This window comes from Streptomyces olivochromogenes (assembly GCF_021538895.1).
Taxonomy (GTDB): Bacteria; Actinomycetota; Actinomycetes; order Streptomycetales; family Streptomycetaceae; genus Streptomyces; species Streptomyces olivochromogenes_A.
This window is the reverse complement of the sequence record NZ_JADDRL010000014.1, coordinates 1-19177: the sequence shown is the minus strand read 5'-3', so window position 1 is coordinate 19177 and position 19177 is coordinate 1. Positions and strand designations below refer to the sequence as shown.

The 19177-nt window shown below is 71.4% G+C and carries 20 protein-coding genes; 14 read left to right on the top strand and 6 right to left on the bottom strand.

What is annotated here, in order from left to right:
• Window positions 1-17 precede the first annotated feature (17 nt).
• From IPZ69_RS09235 to IPZ69_RS09225, 3 genes are all read right to left on the bottom strand, one after another.
• Window positions 18-1343, bottom strand: coding sequence for a hypothetical protein (locus IPZ69_RS09235; RefSeq protein ID WP_235453535.1), 1326 nt, complete (start codon window positions 1341-1343; stop codon window positions 18-20).
• 3 nt (window positions 1344-1346) lie between these two features.
• Complete coding sequence (locus tag IPZ69_RS09230) at window positions 1347-1601, bottom strand: MoaD/ThiS family protein (RefSeq protein WP_235453534.1); 255 nt, start codon at window positions 1599-1601, stop codon at window positions 1347-1349.
• A 66-nt stretch (window positions 1602-1667) separates the two neighbouring features.
• On the bottom strand, window positions 1668-2504 hold the full coding sequence (locus IPZ69_RS09225) for an alpha/beta hydrolase (protein ID WP_235453533.1): 837 nt from the start codon (window positions 2502-2504) through the stop codon (window positions 1668-1670).
• Between the two features lie 173 nt (window positions 2505-2677).
• On the opposite strand from IPZ69_RS09225, the gene IPZ69_RS09220 reads away from it, so the two are divergent.
• The 6 genes from IPZ69_RS09220 (at window position 2678) to IPZ69_RS09195 (ending at window position 8458) form a co-directional block, all read left to right on the top strand.
• Window positions 2678-3457: a response regulator transcription factor gene (locus IPZ69_RS09220; protein WP_235453532.1), complete on the top strand. Its 780-nt coding sequence runs from the start codon at window positions 2678-2680 to the stop codon at window positions 3455-3457.
• Between the two features lie 86 nt (window positions 3458-3543).
• Window positions 3544-4566, top strand: coding sequence for a LacI family DNA-binding transcriptional regulator (locus tag IPZ69_RS09215; RefSeq protein WP_235453531.1), 1023 nt, complete (start codon window positions 3544-3546; stop codon window positions 4564-4566).
• Between the two features lie 142 nt (window positions 4567-4708).
• Window positions 4709-5839: a S1C family serine protease gene (locus IPZ69_RS09210; RefSeq protein WP_235453530.1), complete on the top strand. Its 1131-nt coding sequence runs from the start codon at window positions 4709-4711 to the stop codon at window positions 5837-5839.
• Window positions 5840-5888: 49 nt separating this feature from the next.
• Window positions 5889-6119: a hypothetical protein gene (locus tag IPZ69_RS09205; RefSeq protein ID WP_235453529.1), complete on the top strand. Its 231-nt coding sequence runs from the start codon at window positions 5889-5891 to the stop codon at window positions 6117-6119.
• Window positions 6120-6263: 144 nt separating this feature from the next.
• Window positions 6264-6998 carry a response regulator transcription factor gene (locus tag IPZ69_RS09200; RefSeq protein WP_235453528.1) on the top strand — a complete coding sequence of 245 codons (735 nt, stop codon included), beginning with the start codon at window positions 6264-6266 and terminating at the stop codon, window positions 6996-6998.
• Window positions 6995-8458: a sensor histidine kinase gene (locus IPZ69_RS09195; RefSeq protein ID WP_235453527.1), complete on the top strand. Its 1464-nt coding sequence runs from the start codon at window positions 6995-6997 to the stop codon at window positions 8456-8458. Before IPZ69_RS09200 ends, IPZ69_RS09195 begins: the two co-directional genes overlap by 4 nt.
• Window positions 8459-8538: 80 nt before the next feature.
• Here the strand turns inward: IPZ69_RS09195 and IPZ69_RS09190 are convergent, their stop codons facing one another.
• Entirely contained in the window at window positions 8539-10332 is a 1794-nt protein-coding gene (locus IPZ69_RS09190; protein WP_235453526.1) for a bifunctional metallophosphatase/5'-nucleotidase, read from the bottom strand.
• Between the two features lie 160 nt (window positions 10333-10492).
• On the opposite strand from IPZ69_RS09190, the gene mshD reads away from it, so the two are divergent.
• From mshD to IPZ69_RS09170, 4 genes are all read left to right on the top strand, one after another.
• Window positions 10493-11419, top strand: coding sequence for a mycothiol synthase (mshD, locus tag IPZ69_RS09185; protein WP_235453525.1), 927 nt, complete (start codon window positions 10493-10495; stop codon window positions 11417-11419).
• A 197-nt stretch (window positions 11420-11616) separates the two neighbouring features.
• Window positions 11617-13971 carry an RNA degradosome polyphosphate kinase gene (locus IPZ69_RS09180; RefSeq protein ID WP_374293061.1) on the top strand — a complete coding sequence of 785 codons (2355 nt, stop codon included), beginning with the start codon at window positions 11617-11619 and terminating at the stop codon, window positions 13969-13971.
• Window positions 13952-15040 (top strand): CHAD domain-containing protein, encoded by a 1089-nt coding sequence (locus IPZ69_RS09175; RefSeq protein WP_235453523.1) that lies wholly within the window; start codon window positions 13952-13954, stop codon window positions 15038-15040. Before IPZ69_RS09180 ends, IPZ69_RS09175 begins: the two co-directional genes overlap by 20 nt.
• 29 nt (window positions 15041-15069) lie before the next feature.
• Window positions 15070-15492 (top strand): NUDIX hydrolase, encoded by a 423-nt coding sequence (locus IPZ69_RS09170; protein WP_235453522.1) that lies wholly within the window; start codon window positions 15070-15072, stop codon window positions 15490-15492.
• 60 nt (window positions 15493-15552) lie between these two features.
• On the opposite strand, the gene IPZ69_RS09165 is transcribed toward IPZ69_RS09170, so the two are convergent.
• A complete protein-coding gene (locus IPZ69_RS09165; protein ID WP_235453521.1) occupies window positions 15553-15726 on the bottom strand; it encodes a hypothetical protein in 174 nt (57 codons plus the stop codon).
• A gap of 144 nt (window positions 15727-15870) precedes the next feature.
• Between IPZ69_RS09165 and IPZ69_RS09160 the strand changes: the two genes are divergently transcribed.
• Both IPZ69_RS09160 and IPZ69_RS09155 read left to right on the top strand, forming a co-directional pair.
• Window positions 15871-16725, top strand: a complete 855-nt coding sequence (locus tag IPZ69_RS09160) for a hypothetical protein (RefSeq protein WP_235453520.1) — start codon at window positions 15871-15873, stop codon at window positions 16723-16725.
• Window positions 16726-16819: 94 nt separating this feature from the next.
• Complete coding sequence (locus tag IPZ69_RS09155) at window positions 16820-16993, top strand: hypothetical protein (RefSeq protein ID WP_235453519.1); 174 nt, start codon at window positions 16820-16822, stop codon at window positions 16991-16993.
• A gap of 39 nt (window positions 16994-17032) precedes the next feature.
• On the opposite strand, the gene IPZ69_RS09150 is transcribed toward IPZ69_RS09155, so the two are convergent.
• Window positions 17033-17359 (bottom strand): metal-sensitive transcriptional regulator, encoded by a 327-nt coding sequence (locus IPZ69_RS09150; RefSeq protein WP_235453518.1) that lies wholly within the window; start codon window positions 17357-17359, stop codon window positions 17033-17035.
• A gap of 202 nt (window positions 17360-17561) precedes the next feature.
• Here IPZ69_RS09150 and IPZ69_RS09145 point away from each other — a divergent pair, with 202 nt between their 5' ends.
• Window positions 17562-18182 carry a DUF47 domain-containing protein gene (locus tag IPZ69_RS09145; RefSeq protein ID WP_026252685.1) on the top strand — a complete coding sequence of 207 codons (621 nt, stop codon included), beginning with the start codon at window positions 17562-17564 and terminating at the stop codon, window positions 18180-18182.
• A 7-nt stretch (window positions 18183-18189) separates the two neighbouring features.
• On the top strand, window positions 18190-19177 hold a 988-nt coding region (locus IPZ69_RS09140), incomplete at its 3' end, for an inorganic phosphate transporter (RefSeq protein WP_235453517.1).

The following is a 19177-nucleotide window of genomic DNA, read 5'->3' as shown; positions in this document are numbered from 1 at the left end:
GGGGCCCGCCCGTCGGGTCAGCCGAGCGCCCGCCCCAGCAGCCACACCACCGGCGCGGCCGCCGACAGCGGGAGGGCGACGCCCGCGGTGAAGTGCACGAACCGGGACGGGTAGTCGTAGCTCGCGACCCGGTGGCCGATCAGGGCGCAGACGGCCGCGGCGGCGCCGAGCAGCGCGCCCTTCGCGCCCAGCCCGGTCATGCCGCCCACCGCGATCCCCGCGCCGGCCGCGGCGAGCAGGGAGACGGCCACGGAGGCCGGGGTGGGCAGCGGCAGGGCCCGGGCCAGGACGGCGACCGCGACGGCCGCCGCGCCCACCGACGCCGCGTGCGCGTCGGCGCCCAGGTAGCCCGTCGCGATGATCGCCAGGGCTGAGGAGGCGACCGTGGCCATCAGGCCGTACATGCGCTCGTCCGGGGAGGCGTGCGAGCGGAGCTGGAGGATCAGGGACAGCAGGACCCAGACGCCCAGCGGGCCGAGGATCGCCGCCGGCGCCTGGTCGCGGCCCGCCACGAGCACCGCCGCGTCCGCCGTGAGCCCGCCGGCGAAGGCGAGGGCGATGCCCTGCCGGGCCGGCCACATGCCGTTCAGCCGGAACCAGCCCGCCGCCGTGACGGCCTGGAGCACGACCAGCGGGACGACCAGGGCGTACGAGCCGACCGCCGCGGTGCCGGCCAGCAGCAGGCCCAGCACCGCCGTCAGCGCGGCCGGCTGCATGCCGGGCTCGATGATCGGCGAACGCCCTTCCATCCGGGCACGCTGGGCGTCGGTGACACGGGAGTTGCCGGCGAGCGTGGCGGGACCGTAGGTGGGCCCGCCGTTGGCGTCCTCGGCACCGGCACCGGGCTCGGCGGTGGGCTCCGGCTGCTGGACGGGAGCGGCGTGACCCTGCTGGTGCGTGGGAGCGACCGGGCCCTGGTGCGCGGCGGCGGCCGCCGCCTGCTGCTGATGGCCGGGGGCCGCGGGCGGCTGGTCGTAGTTCTGCGGCGGCATGTACGCCGTCTCCGCCGCGGACACCGGTGCGTGCGCCTGCGTCTCCCAGGTCTGGCCCTGCCACTGCTGGGTGTACTGCTGCTGGTCGTAGCCGGCGGCGTCGAACCCGGAGGTCCCGTAACCGGTACCGGCGGCCCCGTGGGCGGCGGACCCGTAGCCGGACTGGTCGTATCCCGACTGGTCGTAGCCCTGCTGGCCGTAGCCCTGCTGGTGCTCGTAGCCCTGCTGGCCGGGCCATCCCTGCGCTGCCTGGGGAGCGGTGTTCGGTGCCTGCTGCTGGTACGGGTCGTGAGCCGCGTACCCCTGATGGCCCTCGTACCCCTGGTAGCCCTCATACGGCTGATCGGTCATCGCTCACCCTCCTGCGAACGGCGGGAGCACCTCGACCGTGCCGCCCTCGGCCAGCCGTACCGTCTCATGTCCGCGGGTGCCCACAGGGTCACCGTCGATGAGGAACGAACATCGCAGCAGCACGCGCGCCAGTTCACCCGGGTGTCGCTCGCGTACGGCGTCCAGCGCCTCGGCGAGGGTCGCCGCGTCGTACGGCTCCTCCACCACCCCGGCGGCGGCCTTCGCGGCGGCCCAATAGCGCACCGTGACCTTTGCCATCTCGTCCCTCTGGTCCTCGGCGGATCGGCATCCGCACATCAACACCCGCCAGGCTAGCCCGTCAGGCTAGCCCGCCCGGGCGGCCGCCCAGTCCCCGATGCGGGACAGCAGGGCCTCGTCCACGGCGTGCTCGGCGTGGCCCATGCCGGGCTCCAGCCAGAGTTCGGCGTGCTCACCAGCCGCCGCGGCCAGCATCCGGGGGTGGTCGAGGGGGAAGTAGCCGTCGCGGTCGCCGTGCACGATCAGCAGCGGGGTCGGCGCGATCCTCGGGACCGCCTCCACCGGCGACAGCGGCACCGGGTTCCACTCGCGGTGGTGGATGCGGGTACGGAAGCCGTAGCGGCCGACCATGCGCCCCTCGGGGCGGGTGACCAGCCAGTGCAGGCGGCGCATGGGGGCGGTGCCCCGGTAGTACCAGCGGGCCGGGGCGCTGACCGAGACCACCGCGTCGACGCCCGAGAACAGGGCCGCGTGCCGCAGCACCACCGAGCCGCCCATGGAGAAGCCGACGGTCACCACGTGCGCGTGCCCGAGCCCACGCGCCCACTCCACGGCGGCCGCCAGGTCCAGCACCTCCCGGTCGCCGACCGTGGAGCGGCCGCCGGAGGCGCCGTGGCCCCGGAAGGAGAAGGTGACGACGGCGCCGTGCCGGGCGAGCACGGAGGCCACGCGGCGCACGTGCGGGCGGTCGACGTCGCCGGTGAAGCCGTGCGCGACGACGAACACCAGGCCACGGGCGGGTGACGGGGACCCGTCGTATACAACCGCTCCCGGGTTGTATACGGAATCGATGGAAACCCCGTCGGCCGTGTACAGAAACGTCCGCATAGGTGTGCGTCTGCTCGTCTCGCAGTTCGGACGAACGGTGGAACGTGCCCCATGACCTGCCGGACCGTTGCTCATGTCGGCTATTCTGCTGGGCAGAGGACTCGGGCAGCGCAGCCCCCGGGTCCTTTTGTGCTTTCGGAAGCGTTGTATACGAAGCGGGAAACCGCAGGTGTACGGGGCACCGGGATCGCAGAGCAGTGTCGAAGTGCCACAAACGTCCTCGCGGGGACCGAGGAGGAACCAGACCTATGAGTTCTCTGCTGCTCCTGACCAACGCCCTCCAGCCGTCGACGGAGGTGCTTCCGGCCCTCGGTCTGCTCCTGCACAACGTGCGGGTGGCTCCGGCGGAGGGACCCGCGCTCGTCGACACCCCGGGCGCCGACGTCATCCTGATCGACGGGCGCCGCGACCTGCCCCAGGTGCGCAGCCTGTGCCAGCTGCTGCGCTCCACCGGCCCCGGCTGTCCGCTGATCCTGGTCGTGACCGAGGGCGGCCTCGCGGCCGTCACCGCCGACTGGGGCATCGACGACGTACTGCTGGACACCGCCGGTCCCGCCGAGGTGGAGGCGCGCCTGCGCCTGGCCATGGGCCGGCAGCAGATCGTCAACGACGACTCCCCCATGGAGATCCGCAACGGCGACCTGTCCGTCGACGAGGCGACCTACAGCGCCAAGCTCAAGGGCCGCGTCCTGGACCTCACCTTCAAGGAGTTCGAGCTCCTCAAGTACCTCGCGCAGCACCCGGGCCGCGTCTTCACCCGCGCCCAGCTGCTGCAGGAGGTCTGGGGCTACGACTACTTCGGCGGCACCCGGACCGTCGACGTCCACGTACGGCGGCTTCGCGCCAAACTCGGACCGGAGCACGAGTCGCTGATCGGCACCGTCCGAAACGTCGGTTATCGATTCGTTACTCCCGAGAAGGGCGACCGTTCCTCGGACGAGGCGAAGGCCAAGGCGGCCCGGCAAAAGCCGGAGGATGCGGACGCATCGGCGGTCCTGGAGACCTCCGAGGTACCGGCCGAGGCATAGCCGACGCCGGGCCGGGGCATTGCTTCCGCACAGGGAAGCTGCGATACGCCCTGCCCAGAGAGGGTCCATCCGCGTAGACTCCGCGCGTGGCCAAGGTGACTCGGGATGATGTGGCGCGGCTGGCGGGTACTTCCACCGCCGTTGTCAGCTATGTCATCAACAACGGACCCCGGCCGGTCGCCCCGGCCACGCGCGAGCGTGTCCTCGCCGCGATCAAGGAACTGGGGTACCGGCCCGACCGGGTCGCCCAGGCCATGGCCTCGCGGCGCACGGACCTCATAGGCCTGATCATCCCGGACGCCCGCCAGCCCTTCTTCGGGGAGATGGCGCACGCGGTCGAGCAGGCCGCCTCCGAGCGCGGGAAGATGGTGCTCGTCGGCAACACCGACTACATCAGCGAACGCGAGGTCCACTATCTGCGGGCCTTCCTCGGCATGCGCGTCTCGGGCCTGATCCTGGTCAGCCACGCGCTGAACGACCTGGCCGCCGCCGAGATCGAGGCCTGGGACGCCCGGGTGGTGCTGCTGCACGAGCGGCCCGAGGCGATCGACGACGTCGCCGTCGTCACGGACGACCTGGGCGGCGCCCAGCTCGCCGTGCGCCACCTCCTGGAACACGGCTACGAGTACGTCGCCTGTATGGGCGGCACCGCCGAGACCCCCGCGGTCGGCGACCCGGTCTCCGACCACGTCGAGGGCTGGCGGCGCGCGATGGCCGAGGCCGGGATCCCGACGGAGGGCCGGCTGTTCGAGGCGCCGTACAACCGCTACGACGCCTACCGGGTGGCCCTGGACGTCCTGTCCGGCCCGAACCGTCCGCCCGCGGTCTTCTGCTCCACCGACGACCAGGCGATCGGTCTGCTGCGTGCCGCGCGCGAGCTGCGCCTCGACGTGCCGGGCGAGCTGGCGGTGGCCGGCTTCGACGACATCAAGGAGGCGGCGCTGGCCGACCCGCCTCTGACGACGATCGCGTCGGACCGCTCGGCGATGGCCCGGGCCGCCGTGGACCTCGTCCTCGACGACGGGCTGCGGGTGGCGGGGTCGCGTCGCGAGCGGCTGAAGACCTTCCCGTCGCGCCTGGTGGTCCGGACGTCCTGCGGCTGCGAGTGAGCGGCGACCTGCCTTCCTGAAGGCCGGCTGAGAACGCTCACCGAGCGGCGAGAGCGTTCTTTACATCGGGCGAACAAGGTTCTGCCGGGCTTCTCAGGGAGCACTCAGGAAGCTCTCATGGTCGCGGGACAAGCTCTGTGTCATGACCGAGAGCTTCCGCCGCAGCGGCGCGTACGAGAACCCCCAGGGCGACGCCTACCAGGCCGCGTACCCCCAGCAGCAGCACGCGTCCACCCCCGTGGACCCGCAGTGGCCGGCGCCGCCGGCCCACCGCCCCGCGCAGCCGGTCACCGTCGAGCCGGGCACCACCGTCTGGCCGCCCGCGACGGCCGGCGACGGCGGCCACGGCGGCGGCACCGCTCTCCTGCCCACCGTCCCGGCGGGCGCCGGTCCCGCGCCGCAGCGCAGGCGCAGCCGGGGCACGGCGGCCCTGCTCGCCGCGGTCGCGCTGGTCGCGGCGGCCGTGGGCGGCGGCACCGCGTACGCCTTCCAGGAGCTGACCAGCAAGGACACCGTCGCCACCAGCACCACCACGAACGTGGTGCCGGCCGGCAAGAAGGGCGACGTCGCCGCCATCGCCTCCGCGGTCAGCCCGAGCGTCGTCGAGATCAAGGCGACGCTCGACAACGGCTCGTCCACCGGATCCGGCGTGATCATCACGTCCGACGGCGAGATCGTCACCAACAACCACGTCGTCTCCGGCGCCTCGTCGATCAAGGTGACGACCAGCGACGGCAAGAGCTACACCGCCGAGGTCGTCGGCACCGACAGCTCCAAGGACCTCGCGCTCATCAAGCTGCGGAACGCCTCCGGCCTCAAGGCCGCCGCCCTCGGCAACTCCGACGGGGTCCAGGTCGGTGACACGGTCGTGGCGATCGGCTCGCCCGAGGGCCTGACCGGCACCGTCACCAGCGGCATCGTCTCCGCGCTCGACCGCGACGTCACCGTCTCCACCGACGAGAACCAGGGCCAGAACCAGGGCGGCGACGGCCAGTGGCCGTTCCAGTTCGGCGGCCGGGAGTTCAACGGCGACACGGGGTCGTCCACCACGACCTACAAGGCGATCCAGACCGACGCGTCCCTCAACCCCGGCAACTCCGGCGGCGCGCTGATCGACGCCGGCGGCAACATCGTCGGCATCAACTCCGCGATGTACTCGTCGAGTTCCGCGTCCTCGTCGTCCGAGGCAGGCAGCGTCGGCCTCGGCTTCGCGATTCCCGTCAACACCGTCAAGGCCGACCTGGCCAAGCTGCGGGCCGGCTCCACCAGCTGAGACACCCAGAGACACCCCGACACCCCGAGCGGGGAACAGGAGGCACGTCATGATCAGGAAGATCTCGCACCCGATGACCGACACCGGCCCGGCCGGCCTGACGCTGGCCCTGCACGTGGCGTACGCGCTCCACGCCCCCGTCGAGCCGACGCCGGCCCCTCGACTCGCGCCGCGGGCCCCGGAGGTCGCGGTGCCCCAGATGATGGGCCTGCGCATGCCGGCCGCCCGCCCGCACCTGCACAAGGTCCCGCTGAAGCGACTCGACACGCTGCGCGGCTGAACTCCTGCCCACCACCCCTGCCCACCGCCCGGCGGCTCGCCCACCCTCACGCACCGGAAACGTGCGAGGCTGATGAGGACCCGTCCACGACACCCGTCCACGAACCCGTCCACAACCCACCGCACCCCCCGAGGACCGCGAGCGATGAGTCCCGCCGAAGGCGACCGTGAACCCCAGCGCATCCTGATCGTCGACGACGAGCCCGCCGTGCGGGAGGCACTTCAGCGCAGCCTCGCCTTCGAGGGGTACGACACGGAGGTCGCGGTCGACGGCGCGGACGCCCTGGAGAAGGCGACCGCCTACCGGCCCGACCTGGTCGTCCTGGACATCCAGATGCCCCGTATGGACGGTCTGACGGCGGCCCGCCGGATCCGTGGCGCCGGGGAGACCACGCCGATCCTGATGCTGACGGCACGGGACACGGTCGGCGACCGCGTCACCGGGCTCGACGCCGGCGCGGACGACTACCTGGTCAAGCCCTTCGAGCTGGACGAGCTCTTCGCCCGCATCCGGGCCCTGCTGCGGCGCAGCTCGTACGCGGCCGTGGTCGCGGGCACGGTTGCGGACGACGAGGCACTCACCTTCGCCGACCTGCGCATGGACCTCGCCACCCGTGAGGTCACGCGCGGCGGCCGCAAGGTGGAGCTGACCCGCACCGAGTTCACGCTGCTGGAAATGTTCATGGCCCACCCGCGCCAGGTGCTCACCCGCGAGCAGATCCTCAAGGCGGTGTGGGGCTTCGACTTCGAGCCGTCGTCGAACTCCCTGGACGTCTACGTCATGTACCTGCGCCGCAAGACCGAGGCGGGCGGCGAGCCGCGGCTCGTGCACACCGTCCGTGGCGTGGGGTACGTGCTGCGGCAGGGCGGCGCCGAGTGAACACGATCGGACGCCGGTTCCGCGTACTGCCGATCCGGGCGCGGCTGTCCCTGCTGGTGGCGGCGGCGGTGGCGTTCGCGGTGGCGGCGGTCTCGGTCACCTGCTGGTTCATCGTGCAGCGGAAGCTGTACGACCAGGTCGACAACGACCTGCACAAGGCCGTGTCCATGCCCCGGCTGCAGCAGTCGGACCTGATCAACGGCGCCCTCGCCGACTGCACCCAGACTCCGCAGCAGTCCCTCGGCGGCGTGCTGCGGAACAACACGTACTCGCAGGTGGTCAGGGAGGACGGCACCCCCTGCCTGTTCCAGTCCTCGGTGGGACGGATCAACGTCGGCCAGGCCGACAAGGACGTGGTCAAGAACGCCAGCGACCCGGATGCAACCGGCGTCATCCACAACGCCACCGCCTCGGACGGCGACGACGTACGCGTGCTCACCATCCCTCGGGTCCTGCTCGATCCCGCCACCGGGACCACCACCAACGCCGCGCTCATGGCCGCCGTGCCCCTGAAGGGCACCCAGTCCACCCTCAACGACCTGGCCCTGATCCTCCTCCTCGTCTCCGGTGTCGGGGTCGTCGGCGCCGGTGCCGCCGGTCTGGCCGTGGCCCGCGCGGGCCTGCGTCCCGTCGACAAGCTCACCGAGGCGGTCGAGCAAGTGGCCCGCACCGAGGACCTGGGCGTCCGCATCCCGGTCGAGGAGGACAGCGAGGACGAGATCGCCCGCCTGTCCCGCTCCTTCAACTCCATGACCTCGGCCCTGGCCAGCTCGCGCGAGCTGCAGCAGCAGCTGATCGCCGACGCCGGCCACGAACTCCGCACCCCGCTGACCTCCCTGCGTACCAACATCGAACTCCTCACCCGGAGCGAGGAGACGGGCCGGCCGATCCCGCCGGAGGACCGCAAGGCGCTGCTCGCCTCGGTGAAGGCGCAGATGACGGAACTGGCCTCGCTCATCGGCGATCTGCAGGAGCTGTCCCGCTCGGCGGGCCAGCGCGGCGAACGCGTCCAGGTGGTCGCCTTCCAGGACACGGTGACGGCGGCCCTGGGCCGCGCCCGCCTGCGCGGCCCGGAGCTGACGATCACGGCGGACGTGGAGCCCTGGTACGTCCAGGCGGAGCCGTCGGCGCTCGAACGCGCGGTGGTCAACATCCTGGACAACGCCGTGAAGTTCAGCCCAGACGGCGGCACGATCGACGTGCGGCTGGAGAAGGGCGTCCTGACGGTCCGCGACCACGGCCCCGGCATCCCCGAGGACGAACTCCCGCACGTCTTCGACCGCTTCTGGCGCTCCCCGAGCGCCCGCGCCCTGCCCGGCTCCGGCCTGGGCCTGTCCATCGTCGCCCGCACGGTCCAGCAGGCCGGCGGCGAGGTGTCGGTGACCCGCGCGGAGGGCGGCGGCACGACGGCGACGATCCGCCTCCCGGGCGCCCCTACGGCTCCGCCCGAGACGCCGTAGGCCGTCAGCCCACGCGCAAAGGACGGGCCCGGCGCGTACGCAGGGTACGTGCCGGGCCCCGCGGTGAGCCGCGGTGGTGTCTACTTCACGATCGTGATCCGGTTCGCGGCCGGGGGCGCGATCGGCGTGCTGGGCGAGGAGTTGGCCAGCAGGTACTTCTCCAGCGCGGCCAAGTCGTCCGTGCCGACCAGGTCGTTGGTGCCCTGCCCCAGCGTCGGGAAGCCGTCGCCGCCGCCCGCGAGGAAGCTGTTCGTCGCGACACGGTAGGTGGCGGCGGGGTCGATGGCGGCACCGTTCAGCTTGATCGAGTCGGTGACCACCCGGTCCGCGCCCGTCTTCGTCATGTCCAGCGTGTAGGTGAGGCCCGAGGACGGCTGCAGGATCTTCGGCGCGGCCGTGTTGGAGCCGCTCACCTGCTCCTTCAGTGCCTGGATCACCTGGGCGCCGGTGAAGTCCTGGAGGTTGACCGTGTTGGAGAACGGCTGGACGGTGAAGCCCTCGGCGTAGGTGACGACACCGTCGCCCTCACTGCCCTTGGCCGCGTAGGTCAGACCGGCCCGCACCCCGCCGGGGTTCATCAGGGCGAGGTCCGTGCGCGGGTCCAGCTCCTTGCCGTACGCCAGCTGCGCGTCGGCGATCAGGTCGCCCATCGGGGACTCGGTGCCGGTGTTGTTGACGTCGCCGGAGATGTAGCCGATGGCGCGGTTGCCGATCGGGGCGGCCAGGGTGTTCCACTTGTCGATCAGCGCGGTCATGTCGGGCGCCTTGGCGACGTCCCGGGTGACCACGTGGTTCGCGGACTTCACGGCCGTACGGGCGATGTCACCCGTCCAACGGTCGTACGTCAGCGTGGTGTCCGTGTAGAGCCGGCCGAAGGAGGCCGCCGAGGTGACCATGCGCGGGCGGCCCGCCGGGTCGTTGACCGTGCACACGTACGCCGTGTGGGTGTGGCCGGTGACCAGCGCGTCCACGGCCGGCGTGACGTTCTTCGCGATGTCGACGATCGGGCCCGAGATGCCGGCGCCCGCGCCCGGGGAGTCGCAGTCGTAGTTGTACGCGGAGGAGGACGGCAGGCCGCCCTCGTGGATCAGCGCGACGATCGACTGGACGCCCTGGCGCTGCAGCACCTTGGCGTACTTGTTGATCGTCTCGACCTCGTCCTTGAACTTGAGGCCCTTGACGCCGTCCGCCGAGACGATGTCCGGCGTGCCCTCCAGCGTGACGCCGATGAAGCCGATCTTGACGTCCCGCTTCTTCCACACCCAGTAGGGCTTGAGGATCGGCCTGCCGGTCTTCTCGTCCTGGACGTTCGCCGCGAGGTAGGGGAAGTTCGCGCCCTGGAACTCCTCGCCGCCGTAGCAGCCGTCGGTGGGGTGGCAGCCGCCGTTCTGCAGCCGGGCCAGCTCCCGGGCACCCTCGTCGAACTCGTGGTTGCCGACCGAGGTGACGTCGAGCTTCAGGCCGTTGAGGGCCTCGATGGTGGGCTCGTCGTGGAAGAGGCCCGAGATCAGCGGGGAGGCGCCGACCATGTCGCCGCCGGCCGCGGTGATGGAGTACGGGTGGCCCTGACGGGCCTGGCGCAGATGCGTGGCGAGGTACTCGACACCGCCCGCGTCGACGGTCTTCGTCGTGCCGTCGGGCTGGAGTTCGGTGACCCGGCCGGAGGAACCGGACGGCGGTTCGAGATTGCCGTGCAGGTCGTTGAACGAGAGGAGTTGGACGTCCTGGTAGCGGCTCGGACGGTGCGCGCCCTGCTCGTCGCCGTGCGCCTGGGCCGGCAGTGCGGCGGCCAGGGCCGCGGCGGTGGCGAGGGCGGCCGTCGTCGCGAGGAGCGCGTACGTGCGGCGTCTGGTGCCACGGGGCGTGGCTGGCATGGGACCCCCCTGTGGGTCGGCTGTGCTGGAAGTGGGCCGGTCCGGCGCAGCCTAGGGTCAACGCGCGTAGCGGGACAGGGGGTTCGTGGTTACATCCTGGTTTTCCTTTGCCTGTTCCCTTACCGCCACTTTGCCTGGGGCGCGCCGTACCCTCATACGCATGACCAGCGACGACACCGTACGGGCCTTTCCCTCCCGCTCCATCGAGACCTACTCCGCGCTCTCCGATGACCAGGCCGAGGCCGTGCTCGGGCTGCTCGCGGAGGCCGCCCGGACCGACGGGCAGCAGCCGGTGTCCGAGCAGGGGCGGCTGCAACTGCGCGGAGGCACGCGCGAGGGCGTCTCGCATCTGCTGCTGACCGTGGGTGGCGAACTCGTCGGGTACGCCCAGCTGGAGGACACCGATCCGGTCGAGGCGCCGGCCGCCGAACTCGTCGTACACCCCTCGCACCGGGGTCACGGGCACGGGCGGGCGCTCGGCTCGGCGCTGCTCGCCGCCTCCGGCAAGCGGCTGCGGGTGTGGGCGCACGGCGGGCACTCCGCCGCCCGGCACCTCGCCCAGGTCCTGGGGCTCACCCTGTTCCGTGAACTGCGGCAGATGCGGCGGCCGTTGACCGACCTGGAGCTGCCCGACCCGAAGCTGCCGGACGGCGTGCGCGTGCGTGCCTTCGTGCCGGGGCAGGACGACGCGGCCTGGCTCGCCGTCAACGCCGCCGCCTTCGCACACCACCCCGAACAGGGCTCCCTGACCCAGCGCGACCTCGACGACCGCATGGCCGAGCCCTGGTTCGACCCGGCCGGCTTCTTCCTGGCCGAGCGCGAGGGCCGGATCGTCGGCTTCCACTGGACCAAGGTGCACGCCGAGGAGGGACTCGGCGAGGTGTACGTCCTCGGGGTCGCCCCGGGGGCCCAGGGCGGCGGGCTCGGCAAGGCCCTCACCACCGTCGGCCTGCGGCACCTGGCCGCGCAGGGCATGCCGACGGCGATGCTGTACGTGGACGCCGACAACAAGGCGGCCGTCTCGGTGTACGAGCGGCTGGGCTTCCTGACGCACGAGACGGACCTGATGTACCGCACGGAGACGTGAAACCGTGGCTCACGGTGACGAAAGAGGCACGTACGGGAGCGGTTCCGGGCCCGCCGCCTGGCGGCCGGCGCAGTCGCCGCCACCTTCGGCGTAGTACGGGAACCCGGTCGGCGTAGACGCCCGGGAGCCGCTCCCGCATATCCCGCACGTCATGTCTCCGTAACCATCGATTCAGGTGGACTTGCGACCCTCGGCCAATGCAGCCTGCCGTGCCAGAGCCTTCACAGCCCCCCGAGGGGCCCGCGCGCAACGGTTCCGTGACGCTCCCACCCGCACGTTCCGACGCGCCCGACACGCCCCTGGCGCGGAACAATGGGGTCATGAGTCAGCCAAACGCCCAGGCACAGGTCCAGCACGCGCAGCCCTCCGTGGGCTCCATAGCCGCGCACCGCCCCCACACGGTGGCGGCGGCGGTCTCCGACCTGGAACCCGACATCGACGCCGACCTCGACGCGTACGAGGAGTCGCAGGCTGACGGGTCCCAGCTGCCGCAGGGTCGATTCCTCGACCGGGAACGCAGCTGGCTCGCGTTCAACGAGCGCGTCCTCGAACTCGCCGAGGATCCGAACACGCCCCTTCTGGAGCGTGCCAATTTCCTGGCGATCTTCGCCAGCAACCTGGACGAGTTCTTCATGGTCCGGGTCGCCGGACTGAAGCGCCGCATCGCGACGGGTGTCGCCACCCGTTCGGCATCCGGCCTCCAGCCCCGTGAGGTGCTGGAGATGATCTGGGCCCGCTCGCGCGAGCTCATGGCCCGGCATGCCGCCTGCTACCACGAGGACGTCGCGCCCGCCCTCGCGGAGGAGGGCATCCACCTGGTCCGCTGGAGCGAGCTGACGGAGAAGGAGCAGGCCCGGCTCTTCACGCTGTTCCGGCACCAGATCTTCCCGGTCCTGACCCCGCTGGCGGTCGACCCGGCGCACCCCTTCCCGTACATCTCCGGCCTGTCCCTGAACCTGGCCGTGGTCGTACGGAACCCGGTCAGCGGCCACAAGCACTTCGCCCGCGTGAAGGTGCCGCCGCTGCTGTCCCGCTTCCTGGAGGCCGCCCCGGGCCGCTACGTCCCGCTGGAGGACGTCATAGCCGCCCACCTGGAAGAGCTCTTCCCGGGCATGGAGGTCCTGGAGCACCACGCGTTCCGGCTCACCCGGAACGAGGACCTGGAGGTCGAGGAGGACGACGCCGAGAACCTGCTCCAGGCCCTGGAGAAGGAACTCATGCGGCGCCGCTTCGGACCGCCGGTGCGCCTGGAGGTCGAGGAGTCCATCGACCGCGAGGTCCTCGACCTGCTGGTGCGCGAGCTGAAGATCAGCGAGGCCGAGGTGTACCCGCTGCCGGGTCCGCTCGACCTCACCGGCCTGTTCCGCATCCACGGCCTGGACCGGCCCGAGCTGAAGTACCCCAAGTTCATCGCCGGCACGCACCGCGACCTGGCCGAGGTGGAGTCCGCCTCCGCGCCGGACATCTTCGCCGCGCTGCGCGGCCGGGACGTGCTGCTGCACCACCCGTACGACTCCTTCTCGACGTCCGTGCAGGCCTTCCTGGAGCAGGCGGCCTCCGACCCGGACGTCCTCGCGATCAAGCAGACCCTGTACCGGACCTCCGGCGACTCCCCGATCGTCGACGCGCTCATCGACGCCGCCGAGTCCGGCAAGCAGGTCCTCGTGCTGGTCGAGATCAAGGCCCGCTTCGACGAGCACGCCAACATCAAGTGGGCGCGCAAGCTGGAGGAGGCCGGCTGCCACGTCGTCTACGGCCTGGTCGGCCTGAAGACGCACTGCAAGCTGTCCCTGGTGGTGCGCCAGGAGGGCGAGACGCTCCGCCGCTACGGCCACGTCGGCACCGGCAACTACCACCCGAAGACCGCGCGGCTGTACGAGGACCTCGGCCTGCTCACCGCCGACCCGCAGGTCGGCGCGGACCTGTCCGACCTGTTCAACCGGCTGTCCGGCTACTCCCGCCGGGAGACCTACCGCCGGCTGCTGGTCGCCCCCAAGTCCCTGCGCGACGGCCTGATCTCGCGGATCAACAAGGAGGTCCAGCACCACCGTGCGGGCCGTCCGGCGTTCATCCGCTTCAAGGTCAACTCCATCGTCGACGAGGCCGTCATCGACGCGCTCTACCGCGCGACCCAGGCGGGCGTGCCGGTCGACGTATGGGTGCGCGGCATCTGCGCGGTGCGCCCGGGTGTCCCCGGCCTGTCCGAGAACATGCGCGTACGGTCCATCCTCGGCCGCTTCCTGGAGCACTCCCGGGTGTTCGCCTTCGGCAACGGCGGCGAGCCCGAGGTCTGGATCGGCAGCGCCGACATGATGCACCGCAACCTCGACCGCCGGATAGAGGCGCTGGTCCGGGTCACCGACCCCGCGCACCGAGCCGCGCTCAACCGGCTCCTCGAAACCGGCATGTCCGACACCACCTCCTCCTGGCACCTGGGCCCGGACGGGGAGTGGACCCGGCACGCGACGGATGCGGACGGACAGCCCCTCCGCAACATCCAGGAGATGCTCATAGACGCCCGGAGGCGCCGGCGTGGCACAGCAACACCTTGACCCGACGGACCCCGCGGCCGGGGTTGTGACCGGGGACGCCCTGGCGGGCTACCTGCGCGCCCAGGCCACGGAGTTCCTCCGTGCGTTGCGGCTGCACCGGGAGAACGGGGCGGCCTGCGGCCCGGAGGAATCCGTCGACGCGGCGCGTGCCCTGCGCCGCTCGGCCCGCCGTATCAGCGGCAGCCTGCACACCTTCCGCCCGCTCCTCGACTCCGACTGGTCGGAGGAGATCCGCCCCGAACTGGCCTGGCTGTCGGGGACGCTGGGGCTGGAGCACGCGTACGAGGCGAGGCTGGAGCGGCTGCTGCTCGCGCTGCACCGGCTGTCGGGGTCGACCGCGTTCCCGGGACAGACGGGGGGCTCCGCGGGAGCCGGCCGGTCCGCGGGCGCGACGGCATCCGGCGGCACCGGTCCGGCCGTGCCGACCCCGGCCGTCCCGGAGCGCGGCAACCTCACCGTCGGCGCGGCCAAGGCCGGGGCGCTGCTCGAACGGCAGCTCACCCTGGCCCGGACGCGCGCCCACTCCTCCGCGCTCCAGGCCCTGGGTTCCTCGCGCTTCCACGCGGTGGCCGACAAGGTCGCCGTGCTGGCCAGCGAGGTGCCGCTGACCCCGGCCGCCCCCACCACCGACCTGCGGCCGCACGCCGCGGCGGCCCAGGAGCGGCTGACGGACGCGATCGCCACGCTGCCCCTGGTCACCGCCGGCCACCCCTACAACGCGGAGGCGCTGATCCACGGCCTGTCCCCGGACCCGGCCCCGCACCCGCAGGACGGCCCCTGGCACCAGGTCCGCCTGCTGCTGCGCCTGCACCGCTACGCCCGTGAGGTCCTCCACGGGAGCGGCGCACCCGTGGACGTACGCCTGCTCGCCGCCGGCCAGGCCCTGAACCGGCACCGCGACGCCTCGGAGGCGGCCGCGGCCGCGGCCCAGGCGGCGCGCACCCCGCGCATCGCCCCGGCGACCGCGTACGCCCTCGGCGTGCTCCACGCCGACCAGCGGCACGAGGTCGAGGCGGCGCGGTTCACGTTCCAGCAGTCGTGGCAGAAACAGACGGTAAGCGCACCCTGACCCTCCCCAGGAGGCGGTGAAGACACCCGGTGACGTATGCGAAGGACACCACCGTCCAGGCCGCGGGCTGCGTTCTGTGGCGTCGCTCGCCGGTGGACGGCGGCCTGGAGGTCTGCCTCGTCCACCGGCCGAAGTACGACGACTGGTCCCACCCCAAGGGCAAGCTGAAGCGCGGCGAGGACCCGCTCGCCGGGGCGGTGCGGGAGGTGGCGGAGGAGACCGGCTACTCCGCCGTCGTCGGCGCCGCGCTGCCCACCGCGCACTATCTGGCCAACGGCCGCCCCAAGCAGGTCCGTTACTGGGCGGCCGAGGCCGTCTCGGGTCGCTTCACCCCGAACGACGAGGTGGACCGCATCCTGTGGCTCTCCCCCACCGCGGCCCGGGCACGCCTGACCCAGCCGCGCGACCGGGAACTCGTCGACGCGCTGATCCGGCAGTTCGAACACACGTAGCCGGCGTCCCGGAGCGTTCGTAGCGGAAGGGCCGCGGGCCGCGCGGCCCGCCCCCTGCCCTCAGTGGCCCGCCCGGTGGCCCTCCGCGTCCGTCCTGGCCTGGCTTCTGGCTCTGCGGGCCGGGCCGCGCCAGCCGCAGGTGCACCGGGCGAGGCAGAAGCGGCCCTGTTCATACGTCGTGGCGTGGTGCTCCGGGAACTGCGGGGCGCGCTCCGGCCCCTCCTGCTGCGTCACATGGACAACGTTACCCACACCGGAGTAAAGCCCTTCCCACCCTTCGGTATGCCCCGGCCAACGCGTGACGGCCCGGGACCGCCCGTCGTTAACCGGAACGACAGGGGGCCCGTGACGGACGTACTGGCTGGGGGTAGGCAGGCGATGGATCGGCGGCAGTACAGGGGCGCGGGTGTGACGGTCGCCGCGATGGGACTCGTGATCGGGCTGGGGGTGTGCGGCACGGGGTGCGCGGGCAGCGGCGCCGCCGCGGAGGACGCCCGCGGCGCGGAGGACGCCGTCGGCACGCTGCACCGCGCCGCCGACGCCCTGCGCGACGCGGGCAGCTCGAAGGCCACCACCTCGATGGAGATGGCCACCGGCGGCACTCGGGTCACCATCCGCGGCAGGGGCGTGTACGACTACCGGCGCCGGCTGGGCCGGCTCACCGTGCAGTTGCCGCAGGACCCCTCGGGGGCCGACGAGCACCGGCCGATCACCGAGCTCCTCGCGCCCGGCGCCCTGTTCATGAAGAACCGCGGCGCGGGCGTGCCCGCCGACAAGTGGGTCCGGGTCGAGACGGCGACGCTCTCCGACGGCAACCTCGTGACGGGCGGCGCGACGGATCCGTACGCCGCGGCGGAGCTGCTGCGCGGGACCCGCACGGCGACCTACCTGGGGCGGACCGAGCTGGCCGGGACCGAGGTGCGGCACTTCCGGGGCACGGCCGATCTCGCCACGGCGGCGAAGAGCGCCTCGGCGGGCAACAAGCCTTCCCTGGCAGCGGCGGCGAAAGGGTTCGCCACGGCCGAGGTTCCGTTCGACGCCTACCTCGACGACCAGGGCCGCATCCGCAAGCTCCGGCAGCGCTTCAGCTTCGTCAACGGGCAGCAGAAGGCCACCGTGGCGGTCGCCTCGACGACGCTGCTGTACGACTTCGGCGTCCCGGCGGACGTACGGCTGCCGCGCTCGAAGGACATCTACGCGGGACGAATCGCCGAAAATCAACCGGAGAACTAGCCGGTAACCATCTCGCGAACTAGCCCTTCCGTGCCATGCGCGGTGTGTAGACCACTGCCTACTCTAGGAAGTCGGTAACGGCAGAGAAGAGGTGATGCGCGTGGCTCCGGTCGGCGGTACGGCAGTACAGGACCACGTGGCCCTCGCCGAGATCGAGCTGTGCGGAGACCTGATCATCGCGGCCTCGGCCGCCGAGGAGCGGCTCAGCCTGGAGAGCATCGACGAGGTGCTGCGTGTGGCCGAGGAACGGGACGCCCCCGCGAAGTGAGCCCGGGTCCGCGCCGAGCCCGGGTCCGCGGGGCGGGGCTCAGGTGCGCAGGAGCCGGCCGATCGCCTTCGTCGCCTCCTCCACCTTGGCGTCGATCTCGTCACCGCCCTTGAGGGCCGCGTCCGCGACGCAGTGCCGCAGGTGCTCCTCCAGCAGCTGCAGCGCGAAGGACTGCAGGGCCTTGGTGGAGGCGGACACCTGGGTGAGTATGTCGATGCAGTAGGTGTCCTCGTCGACCATGCGCTGCAGACCGCGGATCTGCCCCTCGATCCGGCGCAGCCGCTTGAGGTGCTCTTCTTTCTGCTTGTGGTACCCGTGCGTGGGGCCCCCGGAGGGGGCTGTCGCATCGGCCTCGGTGGTCGTCATCGCGGCCTCCCTCTCAGACGGTCCAGACATATACCCCTAGAGGGTATATCGTAGCGAACTTTGCTGGGTATAGGGCCCTTGGTGCGCCCCCGTGATGATCACTTTGTCCAATGGGCGACACTTGAGGACGGCCCAATAGCCGTGGCCGAATGTTGCGCCTAGCATCAGCCTGACCGAAACCGAAGCACCCCGAGGACCCCACGTGCGCTTTCGTCTGACCCCCAGGGAGACGAGCTTCTATGACATGTTCGCCGCATCCGCGGACAACATCGTCACTGGCTCGAAACTCCTCATGGAACTGCTCGGGGCGGACGCATCCGCCCGGGCCGAGATCGCAGAGCGTATGCGGGCAGCGGAACACGCGGGTGACGACGCCACGCACGCGATCTTCCACCAGCTGAACTCCTCGTTCATCACGCCGTTCGACCGTGAGGACATCTACTCCCTCGCGTCGTCCCTGGACGACATCATGGACTTCATGGAGGAGGCCGTCGACCTGGTCGTCCTCTACAACGTCGAGGAGCTCCCCAAGGGCGTCGAGCAGCAGATCGAGGTGCTGGCGCGGGCGGCCGAGCTGACCGCGGAGGCCATGCCGCACCTGCGCACCATGGACAACCTCACCGAGTACTGGATCGAGGTCAACCGGCTGGAGAACCAGGCCGACCAGATCCACAGAAAGCTTCTTGCTCACCTCTTCAACGGCAAGTACGACGCGATCGAGGTGCTCAAGCTGAAGCAGATCGTGGACGTCCTGGAGGAAGCGGCGGACGCCTTCGAGCACGTGGCGAACACGGTGGAGACCATCGCCGTCAAGGAGTCCTGAGGCGTCCATGGACACCTTCGCTCTGGTCGTGACCATCGCGGTCGCGCTCTTCTTCACCTATACGAACGGCTTCCACGACTCGGCGAACGCCATCGCGACGTCGGTGTCGACGCGGGCGCTGACGCCGCGGGCGGCTCTGGCGATGGCCGCGGTCATGAATCTGGCCGGTGCCTTCCTGGGCTCCGGAGTCGCCAAGACGGTCAGTGAAGGTCTGATCGAGACGCCCCAGGGTTCCCACGGTATGGGCATCCTGTTCGCGGCGCTCCTCGGCGCGATCACCTGGAACCTGATCACCTGGTACTTCGGTCTGCCCTCCTCTTCCTCCCACGCCCTGTTCGGCGGCCTGGTGGGCGCGGCGCTCGCCGGCGGCACGACCGTGCTGTGGAACGGCGTCCTCGACAAGGTCATCATCCCGATGTTCCTGTCGCCGCTGGTCGGCCTCGTCGTCGGCTACCTGGTCATGACGGCGATCATGTGGATCTTCCGGCGGTCCAACCCGCACAAGGCCAAGCGCGGCTTCCGGATAGCGCAGACGGTGTCGGCGGCGGGCATGGCCCTCGGACACGGTCTGCAGGACGCGCAGAAGACCATGGGCGTCGTGGTGATGGCCCTGGTCATTTCCGGCCATGAGACGTACGGCGACCCGATCCCGGTGTGGGTCAAGATCGTCTGTGCGGTGATGCTGTCGCTGGGCACCTACGCGGGTGGCTGGCGGATCATGCGCACGCTGGGGCGGAAGATCATCGAGCTGGATCCGCCGCAGGGGTTCGCGGCGGAGACGACCGGTGCGTCGATCATGTTCACCACGGCGTATCTCTTCAAGGCGCCGATCTCCACGACGCATGTCATCACGTCGGCGATCATGGGTGTCGGTGCGACGAAGCGGGTGAACGCCGTGCGGTGGGGGGTCGCCAAGAACATCGTCATGGGCTGGTTCATCACGATGCCGGCGGCAGCGGCGGTCGCTGCGCTCGCCTTCGGCGCCGTGAACCTGG

What these genes read in the sequence shown, in the direction of transcription:
- IPZ69_RS09235 (WP_235453535.1), bottom strand. Translation starts at nt 1,343, where the DNA reads ATGACCGATCAGCCGTATGAGGGCTACCAGGGGTACGAGGGCCATCAG.
- IPZ69_RS09230 (WP_235453534.1), bottom strand. Translation starts at nt 1,601, where the DNA reads ATGGCAAAGGTCACGGTGCGCTATTGGGCCGCCGCGAAGGCCGCCGCC.
- IPZ69_RS09225 (WP_235453533.1), bottom strand. Translation starts at nt 2,504, where the DNA reads ATGAGCAACGGTCCGGCAGGTCATGGGGCACGTTCCACCGTTCGTCCG.
- IPZ69_RS09220 (WP_235453532.1), top strand. Translation starts at nt 2,678, where the DNA reads ATGAGTTCTCTGCTGCTCCTGACCAACGCCCTCCAGCCGTCGACGGAG.
- IPZ69_RS09210 (WP_235453530.1), top strand. Translation starts at nt 4,709, where the DNA reads ATGACCGAGAGCTTCCGCCGCAGCGGCGCGTACGAGAACCCCCAGGGC.
- IPZ69_RS09205 (WP_235453529.1), top strand. Translation starts at nt 5,889, where the DNA reads ATGATCAGGAAGATCTCGCACCCGATGACCGACACCGGCCCGGCCGGC.
- IPZ69_RS09200 (WP_235453528.1), top strand. Translation starts at nt 6,264, where the DNA reads ATGAGTCCCGCCGAAGGCGACCGTGAACCCCAGCGCATCCTGATCGTC.
- IPZ69_RS09190 (WP_235453526.1), bottom strand. Translation starts at nt 10,332, where the DNA reads ATGCCAGCCACGCCCCGTGGCACCAGACGCCGCACGTACGCGCTCCTC.
- mshD (WP_235453525.1), top strand. Translation starts at nt 10,493, where the DNA reads ATGACCAGCGACGACACCGTACGGGCCTTTCCCTCCCGCTCCATCGAG.
- IPZ69_RS09180 (WP_374293061.1), top strand. Translation starts at nt 11,617, where the DNA reads ATGCAGCCTGCCGTGCCAGAGCCTTCACAGCCCCCCGAGGGGCCCGCG.
- IPZ69_RS09160 (WP_235453520.1), top strand. Translation starts at nt 15,871, where the DNA reads ATGGATCGGCGGCAGTACAGGGGCGCGGGTGTGACGGTCGCCGCGATG.
- IPZ69_RS09155 (WP_235453519.1), top strand. Translation starts at nt 16,820, where the DNA reads ATGCGCGTGGCTCCGGTCGGCGGTACGGCAGTACAGGACCACGTGGCC.
- IPZ69_RS09150 (WP_235453518.1), bottom strand. Translation starts at nt 17,359, where the DNA reads ATGACGACCACCGAGGCCGATGCGACAGCCCCCTCCGGGGGCCCCACG.